General features: G+C 61.1%; 23 protein-coding genes. 13 read left to right on the forward strand and 10 right to left on the reverse strand.

Annotated elements, in window-relative coordinates; all coding sequences use genetic code 11:
* The first annotated feature begins 111 nt into the window (after positions 1 to 111).
* The 4 genes from KGB29_RS02755 (at position 112) to KGB29_RS02770 (ending at position 2778) form a co-directional block, all read left to right on the forward strand.
* The gene (locus tag KGB29_RS02755) at positions 112 to 801 is read left to right on the forward strand and encodes an OmpA family protein (protein WP_090453529.1); all 690 of its coding nucleotides are present in this window, start codon (positions 112 to 114) and stop codon (positions 799 to 801) included.
* Positions 802 to 892: 91 nt separating this feature from the next.
* Positions 893 to 1600 carry an OmpA family protein gene (locus KGB29_RS02760; RefSeq protein ID WP_150812937.1) on the forward strand — a complete coding sequence of 236 codons (708 nt, stop codon included), beginning with the start codon at positions 893 to 895 and terminating at the stop codon, positions 1598 to 1600.
* A 148-nt stretch (positions 1601 to 1748) separates the two neighbouring features.
* The gene (locus KGB29_RS02765; protein ID WP_150812938.1) at positions 1749 to 2027 is read left to right on the forward strand and encodes a DUF1145 domain-containing protein; all 279 of its coding nucleotides are present in this window, start codon (positions 1749 to 1751) and stop codon (positions 2025 to 2027) included.
* Entirely contained in the window at positions 2020 to 2778 is a 759-nt protein-coding gene (locus KGB29_RS02770; protein ID WP_090453531.1) for a hypothetical protein, read from the forward strand. The genes KGB29_RS02765 and KGB29_RS02770 overlap by 8 nt, the downstream gene beginning before the upstream one ends.
* A gap of 191 nt (positions 2779 to 2969) precedes the next feature.
* On the opposite strand, the gene KGB29_RS02775 is transcribed toward KGB29_RS02770, so the two are convergent.
* Entirely contained in the window at positions 2970 to 3434 is a 465-nt protein-coding gene (locus KGB29_RS02775) for a CopD family protein (RefSeq protein WP_154946614.1), read from the reverse strand.
* A gap of 99 nt (positions 3435 to 3533) precedes the next feature.
* Here KGB29_RS02775 and dinG point away from each other — a divergent pair, with 99 nt between their 5' ends.
* From dinG to pdxH, 5 genes are all read left to right on the forward strand, one after another.
* Positions 3534 to 5678 carry an ATP-dependent DNA helicase DinG gene (gene dinG, locus KGB29_RS02780; RefSeq protein ID WP_007992389.1) on the forward strand — a complete coding sequence of 715 codons (2145 nt, stop codon included), beginning with the start codon at positions 3534 to 3536 and terminating at the stop codon, positions 5676 to 5678.
* 96 nt (positions 5679 to 5774) lie between these two features.
* A complete protein-coding gene (locus KGB29_RS02785; RefSeq protein WP_154946613.1) occupies positions 5775 to 8267 on the forward strand; it encodes a beta-galactosidase in 2493 nt (830 codons plus the stop codon).
* 219 nt (positions 8268 to 8486) lie between these two features.
* Complete coding sequence (locus tag KGB29_RS02790) at positions 8487 to 9632, forward strand: serine hydrolase domain-containing protein (RefSeq protein WP_150812942.1); 1146 nt, start codon at positions 8487 to 8489, stop codon at positions 9630 to 9632.
* Between the two features lie 113 nt (positions 9633 to 9745).
* A complete protein-coding gene (locus tag KGB29_RS02795) occupies positions 9746 to 10753 on the forward strand; it encodes an OmpA family protein (protein ID WP_150812943.1) in 1008 nt (335 codons plus the stop codon).
* 24 nt (positions 10754 to 10777) lie between these two features.
* Positions 10778 to 11425, forward strand: coding sequence for a pyridoxamine 5'-phosphate oxidase (gene pdxH, locus KGB29_RS02800; protein ID WP_150812944.1), 648 nt, complete (start codon positions 10778 to 10780; stop codon positions 11423 to 11425).
* A 5-nt stretch (positions 11426 to 11430) separates the two neighbouring features.
* Here pdxH and KGB29_RS02805 read toward each other — a convergent pair whose 3' ends face one another.
* Positions 11431 to 11667, reverse strand: a complete 237-nt coding sequence (locus tag KGB29_RS02805; RefSeq protein WP_046041257.1) for a hypothetical protein — start codon at positions 11665 to 11667, stop codon at positions 11431 to 11433.
* A 165-nt stretch (positions 11668 to 11832) separates the two neighbouring features.
* Here KGB29_RS02805 and KGB29_RS02810 point away from each other — a divergent pair, with 165 nt between their 5' ends.
* Entirely contained in the window at positions 11833 to 12297 is a 465-nt protein-coding gene (locus KGB29_RS02810) for a glycine zipper 2TM domain-containing protein (protein WP_057716111.1), read from the forward strand.
* A 103-nt stretch (positions 12298 to 12400) separates the two neighbouring features.
* On the opposite strand, the gene nhaA is transcribed toward KGB29_RS02810, so the two are convergent.
* Complete coding sequence (nhaA, locus tag KGB29_RS02815; RefSeq protein ID WP_150812945.1) at positions 12401 to 13588, reverse strand: Na+/H+ antiporter NhaA; 1188 nt, start codon at positions 13586 to 13588, stop codon at positions 12401 to 12403.
* Between the two features lie 247 nt (positions 13589 to 13835).
* On the opposite strand from nhaA, the gene KGB29_RS02820 reads away from it, so the two are divergent.
* Entirely contained in the window at positions 13836 to 14933 is a 1098-nt protein-coding gene (locus KGB29_RS02820; RefSeq protein WP_173677912.1) for a PLP-dependent cysteine synthase family protein, read from the forward strand.
* 117 nt (positions 14934 to 15050) lie between these two features.
* Here the strand turns inward: KGB29_RS02820 and KGB29_RS02825 are convergent, their stop codons facing one another.
* Together KGB29_RS02825 and KGB29_RS02830 are read right to left on the reverse strand one after the other, a co-directional pair.
* Positions 15051 to 16664 (reverse strand): NAD(P)/FAD-dependent oxidoreductase, encoded by a 1614-nt coding sequence (locus tag KGB29_RS02825; RefSeq protein ID WP_150812946.1) that lies wholly within the window; start codon positions 16662 to 16664, stop codon positions 15051 to 15053.
* Positions 16665 to 16759: 95 nt separating this feature from the next.
* Positions 16760 to 17428, reverse strand: a complete 669-nt coding sequence (locus KGB29_RS02830) for a COG3650 family protein (RefSeq protein WP_102669884.1) — start codon at positions 17426 to 17428, stop codon at positions 16760 to 16762.
* Positions 17429 to 17600: 172 nt separating this feature from the next.
* Between KGB29_RS02830 and KGB29_RS02835 the strand changes: the two genes are divergently transcribed.
* Positions 17601 to 17957, forward strand: a complete 357-nt coding sequence (locus KGB29_RS02835; RefSeq protein WP_150812947.1) for a hypothetical protein — start codon at positions 17601 to 17603, stop codon at positions 17955 to 17957.
* 12 nt (positions 17958 to 17969) lie between these two features.
* On the opposite strand, the gene KGB29_RS02840 is transcribed toward KGB29_RS02835, so the two are convergent.
* On the reverse strand, positions 17970 to 18569 hold the full coding sequence (locus KGB29_RS02840; RefSeq protein WP_150812948.1) for a short chain dehydrogenase: 600 nt from the start codon (positions 18567 to 18569) through the stop codon (positions 17970 to 17972).
* 106 nt (positions 18570 to 18675) lie between these two features.
* On the opposite strand from KGB29_RS02840, the gene KGB29_RS02845 reads away from it, so the two are divergent.
* Positions 18676 to 19584, forward strand: coding sequence for a LysR family transcriptional regulator (locus KGB29_RS02845; RefSeq protein WP_046041267.1), 909 nt, complete (start codon positions 18676 to 18678; stop codon positions 19582 to 19584).
* Positions 19585 to 19784: 200 nt separating this feature from the next.
* Here the strand turns inward: KGB29_RS02845 and KGB29_RS02850 are convergent, their stop codons facing one another.
* From KGB29_RS02850 to livH, 4 genes are read right to left on the reverse strand one after another with little or no spacing between them, the layout of a single operon-like run.
* Entirely contained in the window at positions 19785 to 20486 is a 702-nt protein-coding gene (locus KGB29_RS02850; protein ID WP_020798122.1) for an ABC transporter ATP-binding protein, read from the reverse strand.
* Positions 20487 to 21254, reverse strand: coding sequence for a high-affinity branched-chain amino acid ABC transporter ATP-binding protein LivG (gene livG / locus KGB29_RS02855; RefSeq protein ID WP_150812949.1), 768 nt, complete (start codon positions 21252 to 21254; stop codon positions 20487 to 20489).
* The gene (locus KGB29_RS02860; protein ID WP_150727615.1) at positions 21251 to 22507 is read right to left on the reverse strand and encodes a high-affinity branched-chain amino acid ABC transporter permease LivM; all 1257 of its coding nucleotides are present in this window, start codon (positions 22505 to 22507) and stop codon (positions 21251 to 21253) included. The genes livG and KGB29_RS02860 overlap by 4 nt, the downstream gene beginning before the upstream one ends.
* Entirely contained in the window at positions 22504 to 23427 is a 924-nt protein-coding gene (gene livH / locus KGB29_RS02865) for a high-affinity branched-chain amino acid ABC transporter permease LivH (protein ID WP_150812950.1), read from the reverse strand. Before livH ends, KGB29_RS02860 begins: the two co-directional genes overlap by 4 nt.
* Positions 23428 to 23557 lie beyond the last annotated feature (130 nt).

A 23557-nucleotide genomic window follows, 5' to 3' on the forward strand; every position in this document is an offset into this window, starting at 1 on the left:
AAGCTGCCGTTAATACGCGAATAAACAGCATGGCCTATTGCTGGCGGAGTTTAAAACTCGGGTCTTTACTACCTGAATCGGTTCTAAGCCGATCCTTCAGGAGAAAACTAGATGAGCATAGTTCGGACAGTATTACCCTTGGTTCTGCTAACCAGTGTCTTGACTGGTTGCGCAGGTTTGCAGAAAACCGACTGGCCGACCTGTGCGGCTGTTGGTGGTGTCGTGGGTGCGGGCCTCGGAGCGACCGAAAGCTCGGCATGGGCAGGGTATGGTGCTCTGCTCGTCGGCGGTACGGCAGCGGCTTATTGCTGGGTGCACGGTGATGGCGACGAAGACGGCGACGGTGTGCCGGATAGTCGCGACAAGTGCCCAGGCACGCCTAAAGGCGTTCAAGTCGATGCCAACGGTTGCCCACCACCTGCGCCTGTGGTCGAAGAAGCGGTTGTGGTCCAGGAAGAAACCATCGTCATTCGCGATGTCCACTTCCAGTTTGATAAAGCCACGCTTACCTCGTCCGACAAACTGGTACTCGACAAGATTGCCACTCGCCTGAAAGCCGAAGCCCCGACTGCTCAACTGACCGTAACCGGCCATACCGACAGCGTGGGTAGCGACGCCTACAACCAGAAACTGTCGGATAAACGCGCCCACTCGGTGGTTGAATACCTCATCGATCAAGGCGTACCTCGCAGCAACTTCGTGTCGGTTGTCGGTGCCGGTGAAAGCCAGCCGGTTGCAGACAACAAAACCGCTGACGGTCGTGCACAGAACCGCCGTACCGAAATCAAAATCCAGCGTTAGGCCCCCCTCGCATCCGCGCCTTGTGCAGTCGCGGATGCGGGTCTTTACTCCTGTGTAACCGGTATTGGCCGGGGACACAGGAGCTTTCAACATGATCGTTCTCACAAGGACCGTCTTGCCGGTTCTGCTACTTGGCAGCCTCTTGACCGGCTGCGCGACCCACAGCGATGGCACCGCCCCCCTCAATCAACGCACCTGGCCAATTTGCAGCCTCATCGGCGGTCTGGTCGGTGGTGGTCTGGGCGCAATCGAGAGTAGTGCCTGGGCCGGGGGTGGGGCGGCGCTGGGTATCTTGTCCGGCGGCTTGATCTGCTATGCCCAGGATGGCGACGAAGATGGCGACGGCGTTTTCGACCGACGCGACCGTTGCGCTGATACCCCTGCCAATACCCCGGTCGACCATCGCGGTTGCGTGGTGCCGCAGTACCCGGACAGCGTCCAGGTCGAGCCTGCGCAATCCGAAGTCATTACTCTGAGCGATGTACTGTTTGTCTTCAATCAATCCGAGCTGACCCCGACGGCGAAGAGTCAACTGGATGCGTTGATGAGCAAGTTCGAGGATGCCGATGTGGTCAGCATCAAGGTGGTCGGCCACACCGACAGTGTCGGTTCGGATGCCTATAACCAGGCCTTGTCGGAGCGGCGTGCCAGCAGCGTGGCGGAATACCTGTTGAGCCAGGGTGTGGCGCCGAACAAAATCACCAGCGAAGGCAGGGGCGAGAGCCAACCGATTGCCGACAACGAAACAGAAGAAGGCCGTGCGAAAAACCGTCGCGTGGAACTGCATATAAACCGCTGAGCCAAGAGATAGAGCCGTCGAGCGACTGGTGTGATCGCTGCGACGGCCGTTCGGCGGCCTCCATGAAGAATTTTCCGTTGCCCTCTGGCTTATCCCGCGTGGAAGCCGTTACTGTGCGCGCAAACAATAATTCTCATCGGGGGCGCGTATGAAAGTCATATGGGGACTGGGGCGATTACTGACCTTGCTGTTCTGGGCGGTAGTGCTGGTCAATCTGCTCACACCGTTTGTCTTTCCGCTGCACCCGTTGGTCAACCTGGCCGGCGGCCTGTTGGGGTTCATCCATCTTCTGGAAGCGTTGCTGTGCTATCGCAGCCTTCGAGGTCGCGCCCATCCCTGGCTTGACCGCCTGAAGATCGTCATTTTCGGCGTATTCCACCTGCAAACCATTCCAGCCCCCACCGCTTCGAAGGCTTCCCATGCGTAAACTCTGTCTGCTCGCCGCACTCATCAGCCCATTGGCCTGCGCACAGGTGGTGAGTGTCGAACCCAACTCGCTGATGCGCTTGCCCAACACCGCCAGCGCCTTGCAACTGGAACGCCTGGAAGTGGCCGATTACGGCACCTTGCTGATTCCTTCGAACGTCACCGAAGTCACCGTGGGTGAATTGCATCTGGGGCGTGAAGCGCGCATTGCCATCGTGCCGGGGGAACAGGCGCTGGCGCTGAAGGTCCGTCGCGCTGATTTGTCCGAAGGCAGCCAGATCACCTCCCGTGGCTCACCCGGGACCTACCAGAAGGCCGCTCGATCCGGGCGCAGCCTTGATTTGCAGATCAAGACACTGAACGCAGCGCAATTGACCGTTGATGCTCGCGGTGGTGCGGGTGCACCGGGGTTCGTTGGTCTTGATGGGGGTAACGGCCAGGAACCGGGCTGCACATGGGGTCAGGCCGGTCGCGGTGCTGATGGCAGTGATGGCAGCAACGGTCAGCCGGGAGCACCGGGGGCGCTGGTCAAACTGGCAGTGCCGCACGACTTCCCGGCAGACCGGATCAAGGTTCAGGTGGCTGGCGGTGCCGGTGGCCTGGCCGGCCCGGGCGGCAAACCGGGCGCGGGTGGCAAGGCCAAGGGCTGCCTGATTTACAAGGCCGATGGTGGCAAGAGCGGTAAACCCGGGGCTGATGGTCAGCCTGGGCCAGAAGGTGCCGCTGGTTCGGTGACGGTGCAGCGGTTGTAAGAAGCGCCGAAAGCCCTGTGGCGAGGGGGCTTGTCTGTGGCGAGGGGGCTTGCCTGTGGCGAGGGGGCTTGCCCCCGTTGGGCCGCGAAGCGGCCCCATTTCCGGCAATCGCGAAGGTTAGTGGTGTCTGGTTTACGACTGCTTCGCAGCCGAACGGGGGCGAGCCCCCTCGCCACAAAAGTTCGGCAGAATCAAAACATCGGCCGGGCCGCGGCAATCACCACCAAAGCCAACCCTACCAGCAGATTGATCCCCACCAACTTGCGGATCCGTCCCAGCACCGCTGCACCGGCTGGCCAATCCTGCTCGGCCACGGCGGTGCGCAGTTCCGGCAGCATCAGCGCCTGAATGCGGATGAACAGCGCGGTCATTACCACATACAAGCCCATCATCACCTGCACATAACGCGGCGCGGCTTCAAAACCATTGAACTGCATGTGCAGCATGCCCACACCGCTGACCGGCAATAGCATCACCGCCACCCAGACCCAGCGAAAAAAGCCTTGAAACACTTCTACCCACAGCTTCAGCCGGGCAGGGCCTTCAAGTGCCTTGATTGCGGCGGGGCGCAGGACCATCCAGGCGAAAAACATGCCGCCGACCCAGACCAGGGCCGCCAGTACGTGCAGGCTATAAATGAGGCTAAAAGGTGTCATTGGGTTACTCCGTTCTGCGCGGGATTCATTAGCGGGGTATGATAGCGACCGAACCGAACTACTGAAAATTTATCCAGCGTTTTTTGCGCCCGACAATCCATGATCAGCACTGAACTCAAAACCACGATCCAGGGCGCCTACTCGCGTTTTCTCGAAGCCAAGAGCCTCAAGCCGCGCTACGGCCAACGCCTGATGATCGCCGAAGTCGCCAAGGTCCTGGGTGACATCGACACCGACGACGAAGGCCGGCGCAGTGGCGACCCCGCGATTGTCGCGGTGGAAGCCGGCACCGGTACCGGCAAGACCGTGGCCTACAGCCTGGCGGCGATTCCCACGGCGAAAGCCGCCGGCAAGCGCCTGGTGATCGCCACGGCCACCGTGGCCCTGCAAGAGCAGATCGTCTACAAGGACTTGCCTGACCTGATGCGCAACAGCGGGCTGAATTTCAGCTTCGCCCTGGCCAAGGGACGCGGGCGCTACATGTGCCTGTCCAAGCTCGACATGTTGCTCCAGGAAGGCCACGCGCAGACCGCCACCGCTCAGTTGTTCGAAGAAGAAGGTTTCAAGATCGAGGTCGACGAGGCCAGTCAGAAGCTCTTCACCAGCATGATCGAAAAACTCGCCGGCAATAAGTGGGACGGCGACCGCGACAGTTGGTCCACCGCCCTGGAAGACGCCGACTGGGCGCGCCTGACCACCGATCACAGCCAGTGCACCAACCGTCATTGCCCGAACTTCGGCCAGTGCGCCTTCTACAAGGCCCGCGAAGGCATGGGCAAGGTCGACGTGATCGTCACTAACCACGACATGGTACTGGCCGACCTGGCCCTGGGCGGCGGCGCCGTGCTGCCGGACCCGCGCGACACCATCTACGTGTTCGACGAAGGCCATCACCTGCCGGACAAGGCCATCGGCCACTTCGCCCATTACACGCGCCTGCGCTCCACCGCCGACTGGCTGGAAACCACCGCCAAGAACCTCACCAAACTTCTGGCCCAGCACCCATTGCCGGGAGATCTGGGCAAGTTGATCGAGCAGGTGCCGGAACTGGCGCGGGAGATCAAGACCCAGCAGCAGTTCATGTTCACCGCGTGCGAGCAGATTGCCGATTTCAAGCCCGGCGAAGACGTCGAAGGCCGCGAGCGCCCGCGTCACCGATTCGTCGGCGGGGTGATTCCCGAGCACATGCGTGAAATGGGCATCGAACTGAAGAAAGGCTTCGCACGGCTGACCGATCTGTTCACCCGCCTGACCGAGTTGCTCAAGGAGGGCATGGACGGCGAGGTCAACATTGGCATCGCCAGCAACCAGGCCGAGGAGTGGTATCCACTGTTCGGCAGCTTGTTGTCGCGTTCTTCCGGTAACTGGGAGTTGTGGACCGCCTTCACCGTCGAAGACCCGGAAGACAACCCGCCCATGGCGCGCTGGCTGACCCTGGCCGAAAGCGGCTCGCTGTTCGATATCGAGGTCAATGCAAGCCCCATCCTCGCGGCGGAAATGCTCCGGCGCAACCTTTGGAACGTGGCGTATGGCTGCCTGGTGACGTCGGCGACCTTGACGGCCCTCGGCACCTTCGATCGCTTTCGCATGCGCGCTGGCCTGCCGAAAAAAGCCGTGACCGCCGTGGTCCCAAGCCCCTTTCATCATGCCGACGCCGGTGTGTTACGGGTGCCGAACCTGAACGCCGATCCCCGTGATGCAGCGGCGCATACCGCCGCGATCATTCGTGATTTGCCTGAGCTGGTCGAAGGCTCGCGGGGCACGCTGGTGCTGTTTTCCTCGCGCAAACAGATGCAGGACGTGTTCGACGGCCTGGACCGCGACTGGCGCAAGCAAGTGTTCATCCAGGGCAACCTGTCGAAACAGGAAACCCTGAACAAGCACAAGGCGCGGGTAGATGGCGGCGATTCCAGCGTGTTGTTCGGCCTGGCGAGCTTCGCCGAAGGGGTCGACTTGCCCGGCGCTTATTGCGAGCACGTGGTCATTGCCAAGATTCCTTTCTCGGTACCCGATGATCCGGTCGAAGCGGCGCTGGCCGAATGGATCGAAGCCAGGGGCGGTAATCCGTTCATGGAAATCTCCGTGCCGGACGCCTCGCTGAAACTGGTCCAGGCCTGCGGTCGCTTGCTGCGCACCGAAGAAGACCGCGGCACCATCACCTTGCTCGACCGGCGCCTGGTGACCCAGCGCTATGGCAAAGCCATCCTCAATGCGTTGCCGCCGTTCCGTCGAGAAATTTCCTGAATCACCGGTGGGCAGTTTTGCCCGCCGCGTTGTCTATCTCTCTGCCATCGCTTTTCCACTGGCCCATTGAAGGTCGTTAGGGAGAATTTCGTTCTCATGATTTGCCGTTCGTTGCCTGCTGTTTTTGCCATGCTGTTCGCAACACCGCTGTTGGCCGCCCCGGCCAGCCAGCAGACGCTGTTCAACTTTGTGCGCCCCGCCGACGTGGTCCAGGTGGCGACTCAGGACGCCAGCCTGCCGCAATCCAACGCCGAGCAAACCCCCGAGGGCGAAGTGCTGCGCCGGGTGACGTTCAACCCGGTCGCCCGGCCGACGTTGCGCCTGACCCCGCAAACCGGCGCCTGGGACTGGTCGCAGTCGGGCGTCATGAGCCTGCGGATCCAGAGCGCCATGAACTGGGCCTTGACCCTGTACGTGACCATCCAGAGCAACGATGGCAAGACACTGGTCAGCCGCGTCGATCTGCCGGCGGGGCCTGCGCAAACCCTGTTGGTGCCTTTGCAGGCGACATCACCGCTGAGCCAGGGCATGAAGGCTGGCCCGCCGATGCCGATGACCGTTGAGGGGCAGCGAGTGTTGCTGGCCAGCAGCGCCGGTGAGCTGGATCGCAGCCGGGTGGTGTCGGTGAGCCTGTCGATGGACCAGCCCAAAGCCGCGCAAAGCATCCTGCTGGAGCGCTTTGGTGTGCAGGGCGGTGAGTCGATAACCCAAGCCGTGTATGGCGGGTTGGTGGATGCCTACGGCCAGTCGAACCGAAACAAATGGCCGGAAAAAATCAGCAGTGACGAACAACTGAAAAGCGCCGCCAGCAAGGAGCAGCAGCAACTGAAAACCTGGCTGGCCGAGCGCGAGAAGTCCTCCCTGGACAAGTTCGGTGGTTTGACCAAAGGCCCGTCCTTCAAGGCCAGCGGCTTTTTCCGCACCGAGAAACGCGATGGACGCTGGTATCTGGTGACGCCGCAAGGCCATCCGTTTTATTCGCTCGGGGTTAACACCGTCGCTGCAGACGTCAACCCGACCTACGTTGCCGGTCGTGAGTGGATGTTCGAATCCCTGCCCAAAACAGATGACGCACTCGCCAGCCATTACGGCGAAGGCGACAACCGTGGCGGCAACGGTGCCGATCAAGGGCGTGGCTACAATGCCGGTCGCTGGTACGACTTCTACGGTGCCAACCTGCAGCGCCTGTATGGCGACCCGTGTGTGAAGGGCAGCGATACCAAGGCGGGCGTCGCCGCGGCGGCCAAGGCGGATGCAGTCGAGGCGACGACGGCCAAGGCGGCGGAGCAACCTGTAGTGCCTGCAACTGCCGAGTCTGGTGTCGCCGAAGCGGCCAGGACTGAAGCGACGGTAGCGAAAGCCGCCGAGCAAAAAACCGCCGAACCGTGCAAGCCGCTGTTCGACGAGCAGCGTTGGGCCAGTCACACCCTTGATCGCTTGCAGGCCTGGGGCTTCAACACCATTGGCAACTGGAGCGCACCCGTATTGGGCGACGCTGATCGCGTGCCCTATACCTTGCCGCTGTCGATCGTCGGCGACTACGCCAGCATCAGCACCGGTACCGACTGGTGGGGCGGCATGCCCGACCCCTTCGACCCGCGTTTCGCCATGGCCACCGAACGTGCCGTGGCCATTGCCGCCCGCGATCATCGTGACGATCCGTGGCTGATCGGTTACTACGCCGACAACGAACTGGCCTGGGCCGGTCCAGGGGATGACCCGAAAGCCCGATATGCCCTGGCCTACGGCACCTTGAAAATGACCACCGACGTGCCGGCCAAGCGCGCATTCCTCAAGCAACTGCGTGACAAGTACCGCAATCAGGCTGGCTTGTCGAAAGCCTGGGGCATCGATCTGGCGGCCTGGGAACTGATGGAAGATCCGGGATTCGTGCCGCCGTTGCCAAGCGCCGAGCACCCGGAAATCGAAGCCGACTTCAAATACTTCCAGAAGGTCTTTGCCGACACTTACTTCAAGACCATCTCCGACTCGCTCAAGTGGCACGTACCGAACCAGCTATTGCTCGGCGGCCGTTTCGCCATCAGCACGCCGGAGGCAGTGGAGTCCTGCGCCCAGTATTGCGACGTGTTGAGCTTCAACATGTACACCTTGCAACCCCAGGATGGTTACGACTTCGCCAGGCTGCGCAGTCTCGACAAACCGGTGCTGATCACCGAGTTCAATTTCGGCTCGGCTGATCGTGGCCCGTTCTGGGGCGGCGTTACGCCGTTGGTGAAGGAGGAAGACCGCGGTCCGGCGTACGCCAACTTCCTCAAGCAGGCATTGAGCGAGCCGTCGATTGTTGGCGTGCATTGGTTCCAGTACCTCGATCAACCGGTCACCGGGCGCCTGCTTGACGGTGAAAACGGTCACTTCGGGTTGGTGGGCATCACTGATCTGCCGTTCCAGGGGTTTGTCGACAGCGTGCGCAAGAGCAACCTGGCGACAGTCGAGCAATTGGGCAAAGAGGCAGAGAAGGCTGCGGCCGCCGCCGACAAAGCCAGCCACGACGCCGAGGGCGGCCGCAAGGCCGACGCCGGCAAGGGGCCGGGGAAGGGCGCGGGCGGGCACACCGGGAATGGCCACTGAGTCCTGACACCGCGTTATCGTTCTTCGCGAGCAAGCCCGCTCCCACAGGAGGATGCATTCCAATGTGGGAGCGGGCTTGCTCGCGAAGGCGTCATCAGCATCTCCACTGCATTTCAGGTTGATGGCAGAGCGACCGCCCGGCCCAACCCTGTTCCCAAAACCCTCAAGGGCTGGAACAATGCCCGCCACTTTGTAGAGCGTTAATCCGGGGAGTTGCGGGTGCAGATTCAGGGTCATTACGAGCTTAAGTTCGAGGCGGTGCGAGAGGCGTTCGCGGCGCTGTTCGACGATCCCCAGGAACGTGGCGCAGCGTTGTGCATTCAGGTCGGCGGCGAAACCGTCCTCGATCTGTGGGCCGGCACTGCCGACAAGGACGGGACCGAGGCCTGGCACAGCGACACCATCGCCAATCTGTTCTCCTGCACCAAGACCTTTACCGCCGTCACCGCGCTGCAATTGGTGGCCGAAGGCAAGCTGCAACTGGATGCCCCGGTCGCGCGCTACTGGCCCGAATTTGCCGCTGCCGGCAAAGAGTCCGTCACCTTGCGCCAACTGCTCTGCCATCAGGCCGGCCTTCCGGCATTGCGCGAGTTACTGGCCCCCGAAGCCCTTTACGACTGGCAAACCATGGTCGACGCCCTGGCCGCCGAAACGCCGTGGTGGACGCCGGGCGAAGGCCACGGTTACGCGGCGATCACCTATGGCTGGCTGATCGGCGAATTGCTGCGCCGTGCCGACGGTCGTGGGCCGGGTGAATCCATCGTCGCGCGGGTCGCCAAGCCGTTGGGGCTGGACTTCCATGTGGGCCTGGCCGACGAAGAGTTCCATCGCGTGGCCCACATTGCGCGGGGCAAGGGCAATGTCGGCGATGCCGCCGCCCAGCGCCTGCTGCAAGTGACCATGCGTGAGCCAGCGGCCATGACGACCCGGGCGTTCACCAACCCTCCGTCGATCATGACCAGCACCAACAAGCCCGAGTGGCGACGCATGCAACAGCCAGCCGCCAATGGCCATGGAAATGCCCGCAGCCTGGCCGGGTTCTACGCCGGCCTGCTCGACGGCAGCCTGCTGGAAAGCGAAATGCTCAATGAGCTGACCCGCGAGCACAGCCTCGGCGAGGACAAGACCTTACTGACTCGGACCCGTTTCGGTCTGGGTTGCATGCTCGATCAACCGGACGTTGCCAATGCCACCTTCGGCCTTGGCCCGCGGGCGTTCGGTCATCCGGGTGCCGGCGGCTCCATCGGTTTTGCCGACCCGGAGCACGACGTGGCTTTCGGATTTGTGACAAATACCCTGGGGCCGTACGTCTTGATGGACCCGCGTGCGCAAAAGCTGGTGCGGGTTCTGGCCACTTGTCTGTAAAAGCGGTTATCGGGTTCCAGGGCTGGAACCCGATAGCCTTTTCAGTTTCAAAGCGTCAGTTTGTGCGGGCCGCTGTGGCCAGATTTTTTTGACTTCATTCTTGTGGATATCCAATGTCATCCAATAAAACCCTCGCCTTGGCCCTGTGCTTTGCTATTACCGGTTGCGCACAGACTCCACAGAGAGATGCGACAGCCCCCGTTGCCAAGACTGAAAGTGGCAGCCATTGGTACTGGCCATTCGGTTCCGACGAGAGCGCCGGTAAGCCTGCGGCCAAGCCGGAGGTGAAACCTGAAGTCAAACCCGTTGCGGTGGCCAAGGCCGAAACCGATAGCGGCAGCAAGTGGTGGTGGCCGTTCGGCGGCAGCAAGCAGAGCGCCGCCAAGGCTGTGCCGATGCCCGACCCGAAAGTCACCCAGGCCTGGCTTGACGACTATGAACCGCGCCTGCGGGAGGCGGTCAAGGGCAGTAACCTGCAACTCGAGCGCCGCGAAAACGTGCTGGTGGTGACTGCGCCGGTCGAAGGCTCGTTCAACCCTGACCGTCCGGCCATGCTGCTGCCGGTCACACTCGGTCCGTTGACCCGCGTTGCCAAAATCCTTGAAGCCGATCCAAAGTCCGCTGTGTTGATCCTCGGCCACAGCGATACGTCCGGCGCTGCACCTGCCAACGTCAAACTGAGCCAGGAGCGTGCCCAGGCCGTTGCGGCGATTTTCCGTCTCAGTGGTTTGCAGCGTGATCGCCTGATGCTGCGTGGTCTGGGCGGTGATGCGCCGCGCGCCGCCAACGACAGCGTGGAAGGGCGTGCGTTGAACCGCCGCGTGGAGCTGCTGGTGACCCCGCAAAACACCATGGCCGCACTGCTGAGCAAGTACAATATGCCGGCGCCGGCCCCTGTGACCAAGGTCACTGCTGCTGAGGTCAAGCCGGTCGCCAAGCCTGTGACACCGGCCCCGGCGGCTAAAAAAGCTGCTGTTCCAGCGGCGAAAAAAGCCCCCGCGAAAAAAGCACCGGCCAAGAAAACACCTGCGAAAACCGCAACGCCGGCGAAAAAGACCACGCCAGCCAAAGCCTCCGCGGCTGACAAGAAAGGCGCAGCCACCGATACTGCAAAGCAGTGATTCGTTAACCAAAAGGAATGCGCCATGACCCAGGGCCTGGCTGATATGCGTCGTGACTACACCCGTGATGGCTTGACCGAGGCACAAGCCCCGGCCGAGCCGTTTGCGTTGTTCCACCAATGGTTCGCCGACGCGGTGAAAACCGAACAGGTGCCGGTGGAAGCCAACGCCATGACCCTGGCCACCGTTGACCAGGACGGTCGACCGCACTGTCGCATTCTGTTGCTCAAGGGCCTGGACGAGCAGGGCTTCACCTTTTTCACCAACTACGACAGCGCCAAGGGCCAGCAACTGGCCGCGAATCCGTATGCGGCCATGACGTTTTTCTGGCCGGCGCTGGAGCGCCAGGTGCGCATCGAAGGGCGGGTGGTGAAGGTGACGCCTGAAGAGTCCGACGCTTACTATCAGGTCCGTCCACTGGGCAGTCGCCTGGGAGCCTGGGCGTCGCCGCAGAGCCGGGTGATCGCCGATCGTAGCGAGCTCGAAGCGCTGCTCAAGGACACCGAGCAACGTTTCAGCGACACCCAGCCCCATTGCCCGGAACACTGGGGTGGTTATCGCCTGCTGCCGGAACGCATCGAATTCTGGCAGGGTCGCCCAAGCCGCCTGCACGACCGCCTCAATTACCGCCAGCAGGGCGCCGACTGGATTCTTGAACGTCTGGCACCCTGAGCAGTCTACCGATCGGGATAGCCTGCCGCAGCGGCCTCCAGCCACTTCGGCAGGTCTCGACGCTTGATCTTCTGCGCCTGAGCACTCGCCAATCGTTCGAGCATGAAGGCTTTTTTCTGCTCGTCCTTGCCCGCCAGCGCTAGCGCCAGATCGCGGTCCATCCAGCGTTTGATCCGCACGTACAGCCACCAATGGAAGTACAAACCGGCAACAGTCGTGACGACGATGATAAAGTAATCCATGGGAATCCTTGGCCAGTGGGGCAGCTTTGCGAATTTGCCGCTACTGTGTGGGTTCGTGGAGGCGCCTTAACGGAGCCTGAATCAAACCAATTTTACCCGGGCGATGCCGTGACAGGCGTCAAGTAGCGGAGTTTAATGAACAACTGTTTTTTTGGAGTTGATGCTATGCGTAAGTCTGTTCTGCTGGTTGCTTCCTTTTCCACGATGGCGATGTTGCTCACTGGTTGCCAATCGAGCCTGACCGGTGACTCCTACTCCCGTGACGAGGCGCGTCGTGTGCAGACCGTTCGCATGGGCACCATCGAAGCATTGCGCCCGGTGAAAATCGAAGGCACCAAAACCCCGATCGGCGGCGCTGCAGGTGCAGTGGTCGGCGGCGTTGGCGGCAGTGCTATCGGTGGCGGTAAAGGCAGCGTCGTTGCAGCGGTTATCGGTGCCGTGGCCGGTGGCCTGCTCGGTTCAGCCGCTGAAGAAGGCCTGACCCGCACCCAGGGCGTGGAAATCACCGTGCGCGAAGACGATGGCAGCATGCGCGCCTACGTTCAGGAAGTTCAGCCGAACGAAGTGTTCCGTGTCGGCGAACGTGTGCGCATCGCCAGTGTGAATGGCACCAGCCGCGTTTCGCACTAAGCGCAAACACCGGCTAAACAAAAACCCGATCAGGTGACTGATCGGGTTTTTTGTTTTTCAGCTCAGGTGAGTCCTGATTGATGCTGGCCGTTATGGCGGTTTATCAGGAAGCCAGCGCGTTGTTCTTGCGGCTCGCCATCGCCGTCACCACATAACCGATCAGTGCAGCCAGAATCGAACCGGTCAAGATCCCCATGCGGTCCATCCCGGCGAAATCACTCACGCCTGGCTCGAAGGCCAGCGAGCCGACAAACAGGCTCATCGTGAAACCGATGCCGCAGAGAATCGCCACGCCCAGTATCTGGCCCCAATTGGCACCTTGGGGCAGGGCGGCGATACCGGTTTTCACGGCCAGCCAGGTCAGGCCGAAGACACCGACGGTCTTGCCCAGCAGCAGCCCGATGGCGATGCCCATGGGGACGTGGTGAGTGAAGCTCTCGACGGTGACACCGCTCAGGGACAGGCCGGCGTTGGCAAAGGCGAACAATGGCAGGATGCCGTAGGCAACCCACGGGTGCAGGGCATGCTCCAGGGCAAGCAGTGGCGAAGGTTCGGCATTTTTCGTGCGCAACGGAATGCAGAATGCCAGGGTCACGCCGGCCAGGGTGGCGTGGACACCGCTCTTGAGCACGCAGACCCAGAGGATCAGTCCAATGATCATGTAGGGCCCGAGCTTGACCACGCCAAGCCGGTTCATCCCGATCAGCGCCGCAATACAGGTCGCGGCCAGCGCCAGAGACAGGGTCGACAGCGCGCCGGAATAGAAGATCGCAATGATGATGATCGCGCCAAGGTCGTCGATGATCGCCAGGGTCATCAGGAACAGTTTCAGCGATACCGGAACCCGTTTGCCCAGCAGTGCCAGTACGCCAAGGGCGAAGGCGATATCGGTGGCGGTCGGGATTGCCCAGCCGTTCAGGGCGGCTGGCGTGTCGCGATTGAGGTACCAGTAGATCAGCGCCGGCACCACCATGCCACCAATGGCGGCTGCACCGGGCAGCACGATTTGCGACGGTTTGGACAACTGGCCGTCGAGTACTTCGCGCTTCACTTCCAGGCCGATGAGCAGGAAGAACAGCGCCATCAGGCCGTCGTTGATCCACAGCAGCAAGGGCTTGGCGATTTTCAGTGCGCCGATCTGGGCCACCACGGGGGTGTCCAACAGGCCGTTGTACAGCCACGACAGCGGCGAGTTGTTGATGATCAGAGCCAGAACGGCAGCGGCGATCAGTAACAGACCGCTGGCAGCTTCCAACTGAAAGAAACGCGTGAAAGTGCTACGCAGAGGCAAGGTCGCTCTCCATCCATGAATTCAAAAGGTGTTACACCCTAACAAGTACCGTTAGTTGTTAAAACAAAAGTTATATTCTTTTTTGTTATATGCCGTTACAGAGTGATCCCTCGGCACCGACCTGAGCCTAGCAGTTGCCCGGCGTATTGGATTTCATCTGTACCTGTGCTGGATGCAGGATTTTTCCTAAGCTTGTTGGCTGAGCCTTGTCAAAAGGCCGACTCCTGCCCGATACAACGAGAAAACCATCATGAGCGACAATCGACAGTGGTCCCGCGAAGCGATCCGGATCATCGAAGCCGATTTCCAGCGCAGCGCCGACACCCACTTGATCCCCTTGCCGCTGCCGGGTTTTCCAGGCATCGAGTTGTATTTCAAGGATGAGTCCAGCCACCCCACGGGCAGCCTCAAGCACCGTCTGGCCCGTTCGCTGTTCCTGTATGCGCTGTGTAACGGCTGGCTCAAGCCCGGTGCGCCGGTGATTGAGGCATCCAGCGGTTCGACGGCGATTTCCGAAGCGTACTTCGCGCGCATGCTGGGCTTGCCGTTCATTGCGGTGATGCCGGCGACTACGTCCAAGGAGAAGATTGCGCAGATCGCCTTCTACGGTGGTCAAAGCCACCTGGTGGACGATCCGACCCAGATCTACGCCGAGTCCGAGCGCCTGGCCCGTGAGCACGACGGGCACTTCATCGACCAGTTCACCTACGCCGAGCGCGCCACCGACTGGCGGGCGAACAACAACATTGCCGAGTCGATCTTTCAGCAGATGCGTTTCGAGCAGCACCCCGAACCGAGCTGGCTGATTTCCAGCCCCGGTACCGGCGGTACCACGGCCACTCTGGGCCGATATGTGCGTTATCGCCAGCATGGCACCCGCGTGCTGTGTGCCGATGCCGAGCGTTCGGTGTTCTTCGATTACTACCAGACCGGCGATGCCAGTCTGCGACTGGACCACGGCTCGCGTATCGAGGGCATCGGCCGGCCGCGCGTGGAAGCGTCGTTTCTGCCCAAGGTGATCGACGCGATGGTCAAGGTGCCGGATGCCTTGTCGCTGGCGGCCATGCACTACTTGGCGGAGCGTCTGGGACGGCATGTGGGCGGGTCGAGCGGGACCAACCTGATCGGCGCATTGATGGCCGCCCAGCACATGAAGGCGGCAGGGGAGACGGGGTCGATGGTGGCGATTCTGTGTGACGGCGGCGAGCGCTATGCCACGACCTATTACGATCAGGGCTGGCTCAAGGCTCAGGGGTATGAACTGAGCGGTTTGATGGCTGCGGTGGCAGCGACGGTGGAGCGGGGTGAGCCGTTGCCGGACTCGGTTTTGCGCGCCAATATCTGACACACCGAAGATCAAATGTGGGAGCGGGCTTGCTCGCGAAGACGGTTTCACATCCAACATATGCATTGGCTGATCCACCGCTTTCGCGAGCAAGCCCGCTCCCACATTAGAGTGGTATCAGGCCTCGAGACCGAGGATGTCCCGGGCCACCGCTTCAGCAATGCGAATCCCGTCAACACCCGCCGACAGGATCCCGCCCGCATAACCGGCCCCTTCACCGGCCGGGAACAAGCCCTTCACGTTCAGGCTCTGCAACGACTCGTTACGGGTAATGCGCAGCGGCGACGAGGTGCGGGTCTCGATCCCGGTCAGCACTGCGTCGTGCAGCGAGTAACCACGAATCTGCTTCTCGAATGCCGGCAAGGCTTCGCGAATTGCTTCGATGGCGAATGCCGGTAGTGCCAGCGCCAGATCACCCAGGGCAACGCCCGGCTTGTAGGATGGCTCGACGCTGCCCAGTTCGGTAGACGGTTTGCCCGCGATAAAATCGCCGACCAGTTGCGCCGGGGCTTCGTAGTTGCTGCCGCCCAGCACGAATGCGTGGGACTCCAGGCGTTCCTGCAGCTCGATACCGGCCAGCGGGCCGCCCGGATAATCGACTTCCGGCGTGATGCCGACGACGATGCCGGAGTTGGCATTGCGTTCGTTACGCGAGTACTGGCTCATGCCATTGGTGACCACGCGGTTTGGCTCGGAAGTCGCCGCCACCACGGTGCCGCCCGGGCACATGCAGAAGCTGTAGACCGAACGGCCGTTCTTGGCGTGGTGCACCAGCTTGTAGTCGGCGGCGCCCAGTTTCGGGTGGCCAGCGTATTTGCCCAGCCGCGCACGGTCGATCAGCGACTGCGGGTGCTCGATGCGGAAACCCACCGAGAACGGCTTGGCTTCCATGAACACGCCACGGCCGTGAAGCATGCGGAAGGTGTCGCGGGCGCTGTGGCCGAGGGCCAGGATCACGTGTTTGGAGTGGATCTGTTCGCCGCCATTGAGTTCGACGCCGACCAGTTGGTCGCCTTCGATCAACACGTCGGTGACGCGCTGCTGGAAGCGCACTTCACCGCCCAGGGCGCGAATCTGCTCACGCATGTTTTCCACCACGCCGGTCAGACGGAACGTACCGATGTGCGGTTTGCTGACGTAGAGGATTTCTTCCGGAGCACCGGCCTTGACGAATTCGTGCAGGACTTTACGGCCGAGGAATTTCGGGTCCTTGATCTGGCTGTAGAGCTTGCCATCGGAGAACGTCCCCGCGCCGCCTTCACCGAACTGCACGTTGGATTCCGGGTTGAGCACGCTTTTGCGCCACAGGCCCCAGGTGTCCTTGGTGCGCTGGCGTACTTCGGTGCCGCGCTCGAGGATGATCGGCTTGAAGCCCATTTGCGCCAGCAGCAGCCCGGCGAAAATCCCGCACGGGCCGAAGCCGACGACGATCGGCCGCACGCTCAGATCGGCTGGCGCCTGGCCGACTTCTTTGTAGCTGACATCCGGTGCCACGTTGACGTTACGGTCATCGGCAAACTTGTGCAGTACCGCCGCCTCATCGCGAACTTCAAGGTCGATGGTGTAGATGAAGCACAGTTCGGAGGACTTTTTGCGCGCATCGTAGCTGCGCTTGAACAAGGTGAAATCGAGCAGGTCATCGCTGGCAAGCCCTAAGCGCTGCACGATGGCAGGGCGCAGGTCTTCTTCGGGATGGTCGATCGGCAACTTGAGTTCGGTGATTCGTAACATGGCGGGATCCGGTTCGCGGGGCGCACAACTGCGCCAGGGCGTTTGAAACCCGCGATTATAAGCCTCAAAGGCGCAGGCCCGTGAGGCTTAAACGATCAGTCGTCGCGCGATCCGCCGAAATACCCGCAGCCGCGCTGTACCTGACCGTCGATGCGCAGCTCGGCACTCATGTGCTGGATGCTGCCGGTGCTGCTGTCGACGCAACGTTGCGGTGCAACCCACAGTTCGATGTGCTGGTTGTTGGCTTCGGTGCTGAGGTTGAAACGGCCATCGCCCAATTGCTCCTCGACGTAAGGCACGGCCAACGGCGGCTGGCCGGCCCGGTCGAGGACCATGCCTTTGCCGCTGACTTTCACGCTCCACTCCGGGGTGTGGCCGGCGGCGCGCAGGATCAGCAGCTTGAAATTCGGATCGTCGCACGCGGTGCCCGAGCGCTCGACGCGGTACAACTGCTCCAGATCGAGCTGGCCGTCACCACCGCTGCCGGCCACAACCCGCCCGCGCACGTCGGCAAACAGCTTGCCCTGCTTGTCCGCCAGGTTTGCGGCCTGCTGCAGGACGCTGGTACCGCCCGTGTCGTTGACCACGTAGCGGTTTGTCTGGTTGCACGGCTGGAACAGCAGTTTGCCGTCCGCCGCGGTCAACTGGCCTTGCATGCGTGTCTGGCCGACATGGGAGGCGTTCTGCCGCTCACCCTCGAACAACTGGCAAGCGGCGAACAGCGGAAGCAGGGCAACGAGGACTAAGGAACGGGCAACACGCATCTTGGGGTCTCCTGACAGGTGCCGCCACGTTACTCAGGCTGACCGTTCATCACAAGGCTGGAGTTGGTCACTGGCAAAGTAGAGGGTGATTTGCGGCAACATCCTGTGAATTATTCCGATGCCGAGTGTCACGATGCCGAAGGTAAGCTGCCGCGTTTTCGCAGGGGCGGATATGAAGAACGCAATGGGCTGGAAGATCTGGATGTTTTCAATTGTGATGACGGGGGCCACGGGCAGTCAGGCTGCCGAGATCAGTTTGTCTTCGGCAATCGACTTCACCCGAATGGAGTTGCTATTGAAGGACAACGACAGACTTCATTCGGTGTTTGAAATGAATGTCACGCTCAGTCCTGAAGCAACTGAGCGTATGCAGCGCATTACACGCGAGTCAATAGGCCAGAAATTGACGCTATCGATCAATGGTTGGAAGGTTTCTACGGCGACAGTGCAATCGGTCTTGGGCTCGCAGTTCAGGGTGTCCATCCCGAAAGCCATCGCCAAAGACCTCTTGCCCACGTTGGTTGATTGAGCTTGAGCCGGTTCAGCCTACGTGAAAGATCTGACCCGTTTGCAGGCCTTCCACACTCTTGGCGTAGGCCAAGGCCACATCCGCCGCAGGAACCGGCTTGAAACCACGGAAGTACGGCGCGTATTTGCCCATGGCTTCGACCAGGACATTCGGGCTGATCGAGTTCACCCGCAGGCCGCGCGGTAGCTCAATGGCGGCAGCGCGGACAAAGCTGTCCAGTGCACCGTTGACCAGCGCCGCCGAGGCGCCACTGCGAATCGGGTCGTGGCTGAGCACGCCGGTGGTGAAGGTGAACGAAGCGCCGTCATTGGCGAAGTCGCGGCCGATCAGCAGCAAATTGACCTGGCCCATGAGCTTGTCTTTCAGGCCCAGGGCAAAGCTCTCTTCGGTCATTTCGTTGAGCGGTGCGAAGGTCACGTTACCGGCCGCGCACACCAGTGCATCGAATTTGCCGGTCTGCTCGAACAGCTTGCGAATCGAGGTGCTGTCACTGATGTCCACCTGAAAGTCGCCGCTGGTGCGACCGATGCGGATGATTTCGTGGCGTTGCGACAGTTCCTTGTCGACTGCCGAACCGATGGTGCCGCCTGCGCCGATCAAAAGAATTTTCATGGGGGCTGATCCTCGTATGGGTTGAACGAGGTTTCAGTTTAGGGTGGTTTTTTCTCCGGATAAGCGCACTAATAGGCAACCTTTGGTTTTCAAATGGAAACAATCCATGAGCGAGATGGATGACCTGGCGGCGTTCGCGGTGTTGATCGAGGCGGGGAGTTTTACCCTGGCGGCGCAGCAGCTCGGTTGCAGCAAAGGCCAGCTGTCCAAGCGCATCAGCCAGCTGGAAGCGCAGTTTTCCGTGGTGTTGTTGCAACGTACCACCCGCCGCTTGAGCCTGACCGCCGCCGGTGCTGCGTTGTTGCCCCAGGCCCAGGCGCTGGTAGTGCAAGTCGAGCGGGCCCGCCAGGCCCTGGCGCGCCTGAAGGACGACATGGCCGGCCCGGTGCGGATGACGGTGCCGGTGTCGCTGGGGGAAACCTTCTTCGATGGCCTGTTGCTGGAGTTCTCGGCCAAGTATCCCCAGGTGCAGATCGAGCTGGAGCTCAACAACAGCTACCGCGAACTGTCTCGAGACGGCTTCGATCTGGCGATTCGTTCCGACGTTGCCATTGACCAGCGACTGGTGGCGCGTCCACTGCTGGCGTGGCAAGAGCTGACCTGTGCCAGCCCGGCTTATCTGGAGCAATACGGTGAACCGCAAACCCCCCAGGCGCTGGCCGAGCATCGCTGCCTGCTCAACAGCCATTACAGCGGCCGCGAAGAATGGCTGTATCACCAGCAACACGAGTTGTTGCGGGTGCGGGTGTCGGGGCCGTTCGCCAGCAACCACTACAACCTGTTGAAGAAAGCCGCACTGGTCGGCGCCGGTATTGCGCGCCTGCCATCCTACTGTTTGCCAACAGAGCTGGCGGACGGGCGCTTGCGATGGCTGCTGCGCGATTATCAGACCCGCAGCATGCCGATGTACCTGGTGCATCCATATCAGGGCGGTTTGCCCAAGCGCACGCAGGTACTGGCGGATTATTTGATCGGGTGGTTCAAGCGCAGTGGGGAGGTGCTGGATCGGTTGTAAGTCTTCACACGCATGTCCTGTAGGAGCGAGCCTGCTCGCGATGGACGTTAACGATGACGAGGGCTGTCTGAATGAACGCGGCGCCCTCCAGTTCTTCGCGAGCAAGCTCGCTCCTACAGAAGAGGGTTTGCGTAGTCAGGGAGGTTGGCAGACATAAAAAAACGGCCCGCAAAGGCCGTTTTTTTGTTTACCGCTAAGGCTTAGCCGCCCAAGTACGCATCACGCACTTTCGGGTCGGTCAGCAGCGCTTCACCGGTGCCTGTCATCACCACCCGGCCGTTCTCCAGAACGTAGGCTCGGTCAGCGATCTTCAGCGCCTGGTTGGCGTTCTGCTCGACCAGGAACACTGTCACACCGTCCTTGCGCAGCTGTTCGATGATGTCGAAGATCTGCTGGATGATGATCGGTGCCAGGCCCAGCGATGGCTCGTCGAGCAGCAACAGCTTGGGCTTGCTCATCAGCGCACGGCCGATGGCGAGCATTTGCTGTTCGCCGCCGGACATGGTGCCGCCGCGCTGGCTGAAGCGTTCTTTCAGGCGTGGGAAAAGTCCGAGAACCTTGTCCATCTGTTCCTGATAGTCGCCCTTGGCGGTGAAGAAGCCACCCATGGAGAGGTTTTCTTCCACGGTCAGGCGGGAAAACACCCGACGACCTTCCGGCACCACGGCGATGCTCTTGCGCATGATCTGCGAGGAGTCCTGGCCGACCAGTTCCTCACCCATGTAGCGGATGCTGCCGCTGTGGGCGCGCGGCGAACCGCAAAGCGTCATCAGCAGTGTTGACTTGCCGGCACCGTTGGCACCGATCAGGGTCACGATCTCGCCCTGGCGGACTTCGACGTTGACGCTGTGCAGGGCCTGGATCTTGCCGTAGAAGGTGGAAACGTTTTCGAACTGCAGCATTTACGCTTCCCCCAGGTAGGCTTTGATCACTTCAGGATTGTCGCGGATCTGTTCCGGAGTGCCGTTGGCCAGGGGGGTGCCCTGGTTGATCACGACGATATGGTCGGAAATGCTCATGACCAGTTTCATGTCGTGTTCGATCAGCAGCACGGTGACGTTGTGCTCTTCACGCAGCATGCTGATCAGCGCCTTGAGGTCCTCGGTTTCCTTCGGGTTCAGGCCGGCGGCCGGTTCGTCGAGCATGAGGATCCGCGGACGGGTCATCATGCAGCGGGCGATTTCCAGGCGGCGTTGCTGACCATAGGCCAGGGTGCCGGCCGGGCGGTTGGCGAACTCCTTGAGGTGAACCTTTTCCAGCCAGTACTCGGCGAATTCCATGGCCTCGCGTTCGCTTTTGCGGAACGCCGGGGTCTTGAACAGGCCGGCCAGGAAGTTGGTGTTCAGGTGACGGTGCTGAGCGATCAAAAGGTTCTCGACCGCCGTCATGTCCTTGAACAACCGCACGTTCTGGAAGGTACGCACCACGCCCTTGAGGGCGATCTTGTGGCCGGGCAGGCCCTCGATCGATTCGCCATCGAGCAGGATGCTGCCGCCGCTCGGCTTGTAGAAGCCGGTCAGGCAGTTGAACACGGTGGTCTTGCCGGCGCCGTTGGGGCCGATCAGTGCCACGACCTGTTTTTCCTTCACGCTCAAGGCCACGCCGTTGACCGCCAGCAAGCCGCCGAAGCGCATGCTCAAATTTTCTACTTTCAGGATCTCGCGGCTCATTTGCGCAGCTCCATGTGAGGGCGTTGCATGGGCAGCAGACCTTGAGGACGCCAGATCATCATCAGCACCATCAAGGCGCCGAACATCAACATGCGGTACTCACTGAACTCACGCATCATTTCCGGCAACAGGATCATCACCGTGGCTGCGAGCACCACGCCCAATTGCGAGCCCATGCCGCCCAACACGACGATGGCGAGAATGGTCGCCGACTCGATGAAGGTGAAGGACTCCGGTGTCACCAGACCCTGACGCGCGGCGAAGAAACTGCCGGCGAAACCGGCGAAGCAGGCGCCCAGGGTGAAGGCTGAAAGCTTGATGATCGTCGGGTTCAGACCCAACGCACGGCAGGCGATTTCATCTTCACGTAGCGCTTCCCAGGCACGACCCAGGGGCATGCGCAGCAAGCGATTGATGACGAACAGTGCGAACAGCGCCAGGAACAATGCGACCAGGTAAAGGAAAATCACCTTGTTGATCGAGTTGTATTCCAGACCGAAGTACTCGTGGAACGTCTGCAGGCCTTCAGCGGCTTTACGTTCGAAGGTCAGGCCGAAGAACGTCGGCTTCTCGATGTTGCTGATGCCGTTCGGGCCGCCGGTGATGTCGGTCAGGTTACGCAGGAACAGACGGATGATTTCGCCGAAGCCCAGGGTCACGATCGCCAGGTAGTCACCGCGCAGGCGCAGTACCGGGAAACCGAGCAGGAAGCCGAAAGTGGCCGCCATCATCCCGGCGATCGGCAGGCAGATCCAGAAGCTCAGGCCGTAGTAATGCGACAGCAGGGCATAACTGTAGGCGCCGACGGCATAGAAGCCGACGTAACCGAGGTCGAGCAGACCGGCCAGGCCGACCACGATGTTCAGGCCGAGGCCGAGCATCACGTAGATCAGCACCAGCGTGGCGATGTCCACCGCACCGCGAGAGCCGAAGAACGGCCAGACCAGGGCACCGGCGATCAGCGCGATGATGATCCAGCGCTGAGTGGTCGGCAGGGTCAGGAAGTTGCTGGCCTTGGCCGGGATCAGCGGCATGCTCGGCGAAGAACGCCAGGCCGAGCTGATCTGCTGGTCGAACAGCACACGCAGGAACATCAGCACCGAGCACACCGCGATGGTGATCAGGGTGGCGTCGCTGGTGCCATGAACTTCGAGGTTGATGCCGACGATGGTCAGCTTCAGACCGAGTACCGGGTAGGCCACGGCCCACACCAGCAAAGCGCTGAACAGCGCCTGTTTAAGATTCCTAGTCATACTTTCTCAACCTCCGGACGGCCCAGCAGGCCGGTTGGCCGGAACAACAGCACCAGAACCAGCAGACCGAACGCCACGACGTCCTTGTACTGGTCGCCGAAGATATCGGCACCAAAGGCTTCCGCCACACCCAGTACCAGCCCGCCGAGCATGGCGCCCGGAATACTGCCGATACCGCCCAGTACCGCGGCGGTGAAGGCCTTGAGGCCGACGAGGAAACCGGCGTTCGGGTTGATCACGCCGTACTGCATACTCAGCAGGACGGCGGCAATCGCTGCCAGCGCCGCACCGATGACGAAGGTCAGGGCGATGATGTTGTTGGTGTTGATACCCAGCAGGTTGGCCATCTTGATGTCTTCGGCACAGGCGCGGCAGGCGCGACCCAGGCGAGAACGGGAGATGAACAGCGTCAGGCCGAGCATGGCGACAAAGGTCACCACGAACACCACGATTTGCATGTAGGAAATCAGCACTTCATGTGCGCCACCTGGCCCAAAGGCAAAGTTGCCCGGAATCAGGTTGGAGATGGATTTGTCCTTGGAGTCTTGCGCCAGCAGAACGGTGTTCTGCAGGAAGATCGACATGCCGATGGCGGAAATCAGCGGGATCAGACGGTTGCTGCCGCGCAGGGGGCGGTAGGCGATCCGTTCGATGCTGTAGCCGTAGGCACTGGTTACAACGATGGTTGCGAGAAAAGCGGCGGTCATCAACAGCGGCACGCTGTCGAGTCCCAGCATGGCCAGCCCGGCGATGGCGATGAACGCCACGTAGGAGCCAATCATGTACACCTCGCCGTGGGCGAAGTTGATCATTCCAATGATGCCGTAGACCATCGTATAGCCGATGGCGATCAGGGCATACGTGCTGCCAATGGTCAGGCCATTAACCAGCTGTTGGAAGAAGTGATAGATGTCAGGCATTACAGCGCTCCTAAAAACCTGATACGCATTTCACTGGTGGAGTCATTTTCCCGCCCGAGCCCCGTGGATCTGCATCCACTTCGAATTCGGGGTTTGCCAGCGAACCGCTGATGACGGTTTTGAGATTTTC

This window comes from Pseudomonas sp. BF-B-30 (assembly GCF_019956305.1).
In the GTDB taxonomy this organism is placed as follows: domain Bacteria; phylum Pseudomonadota; class Gammaproteobacteria; order Pseudomonadales; family Pseudomonadaceae; genus Aquipseudomonas; species Aquipseudomonas jessenii.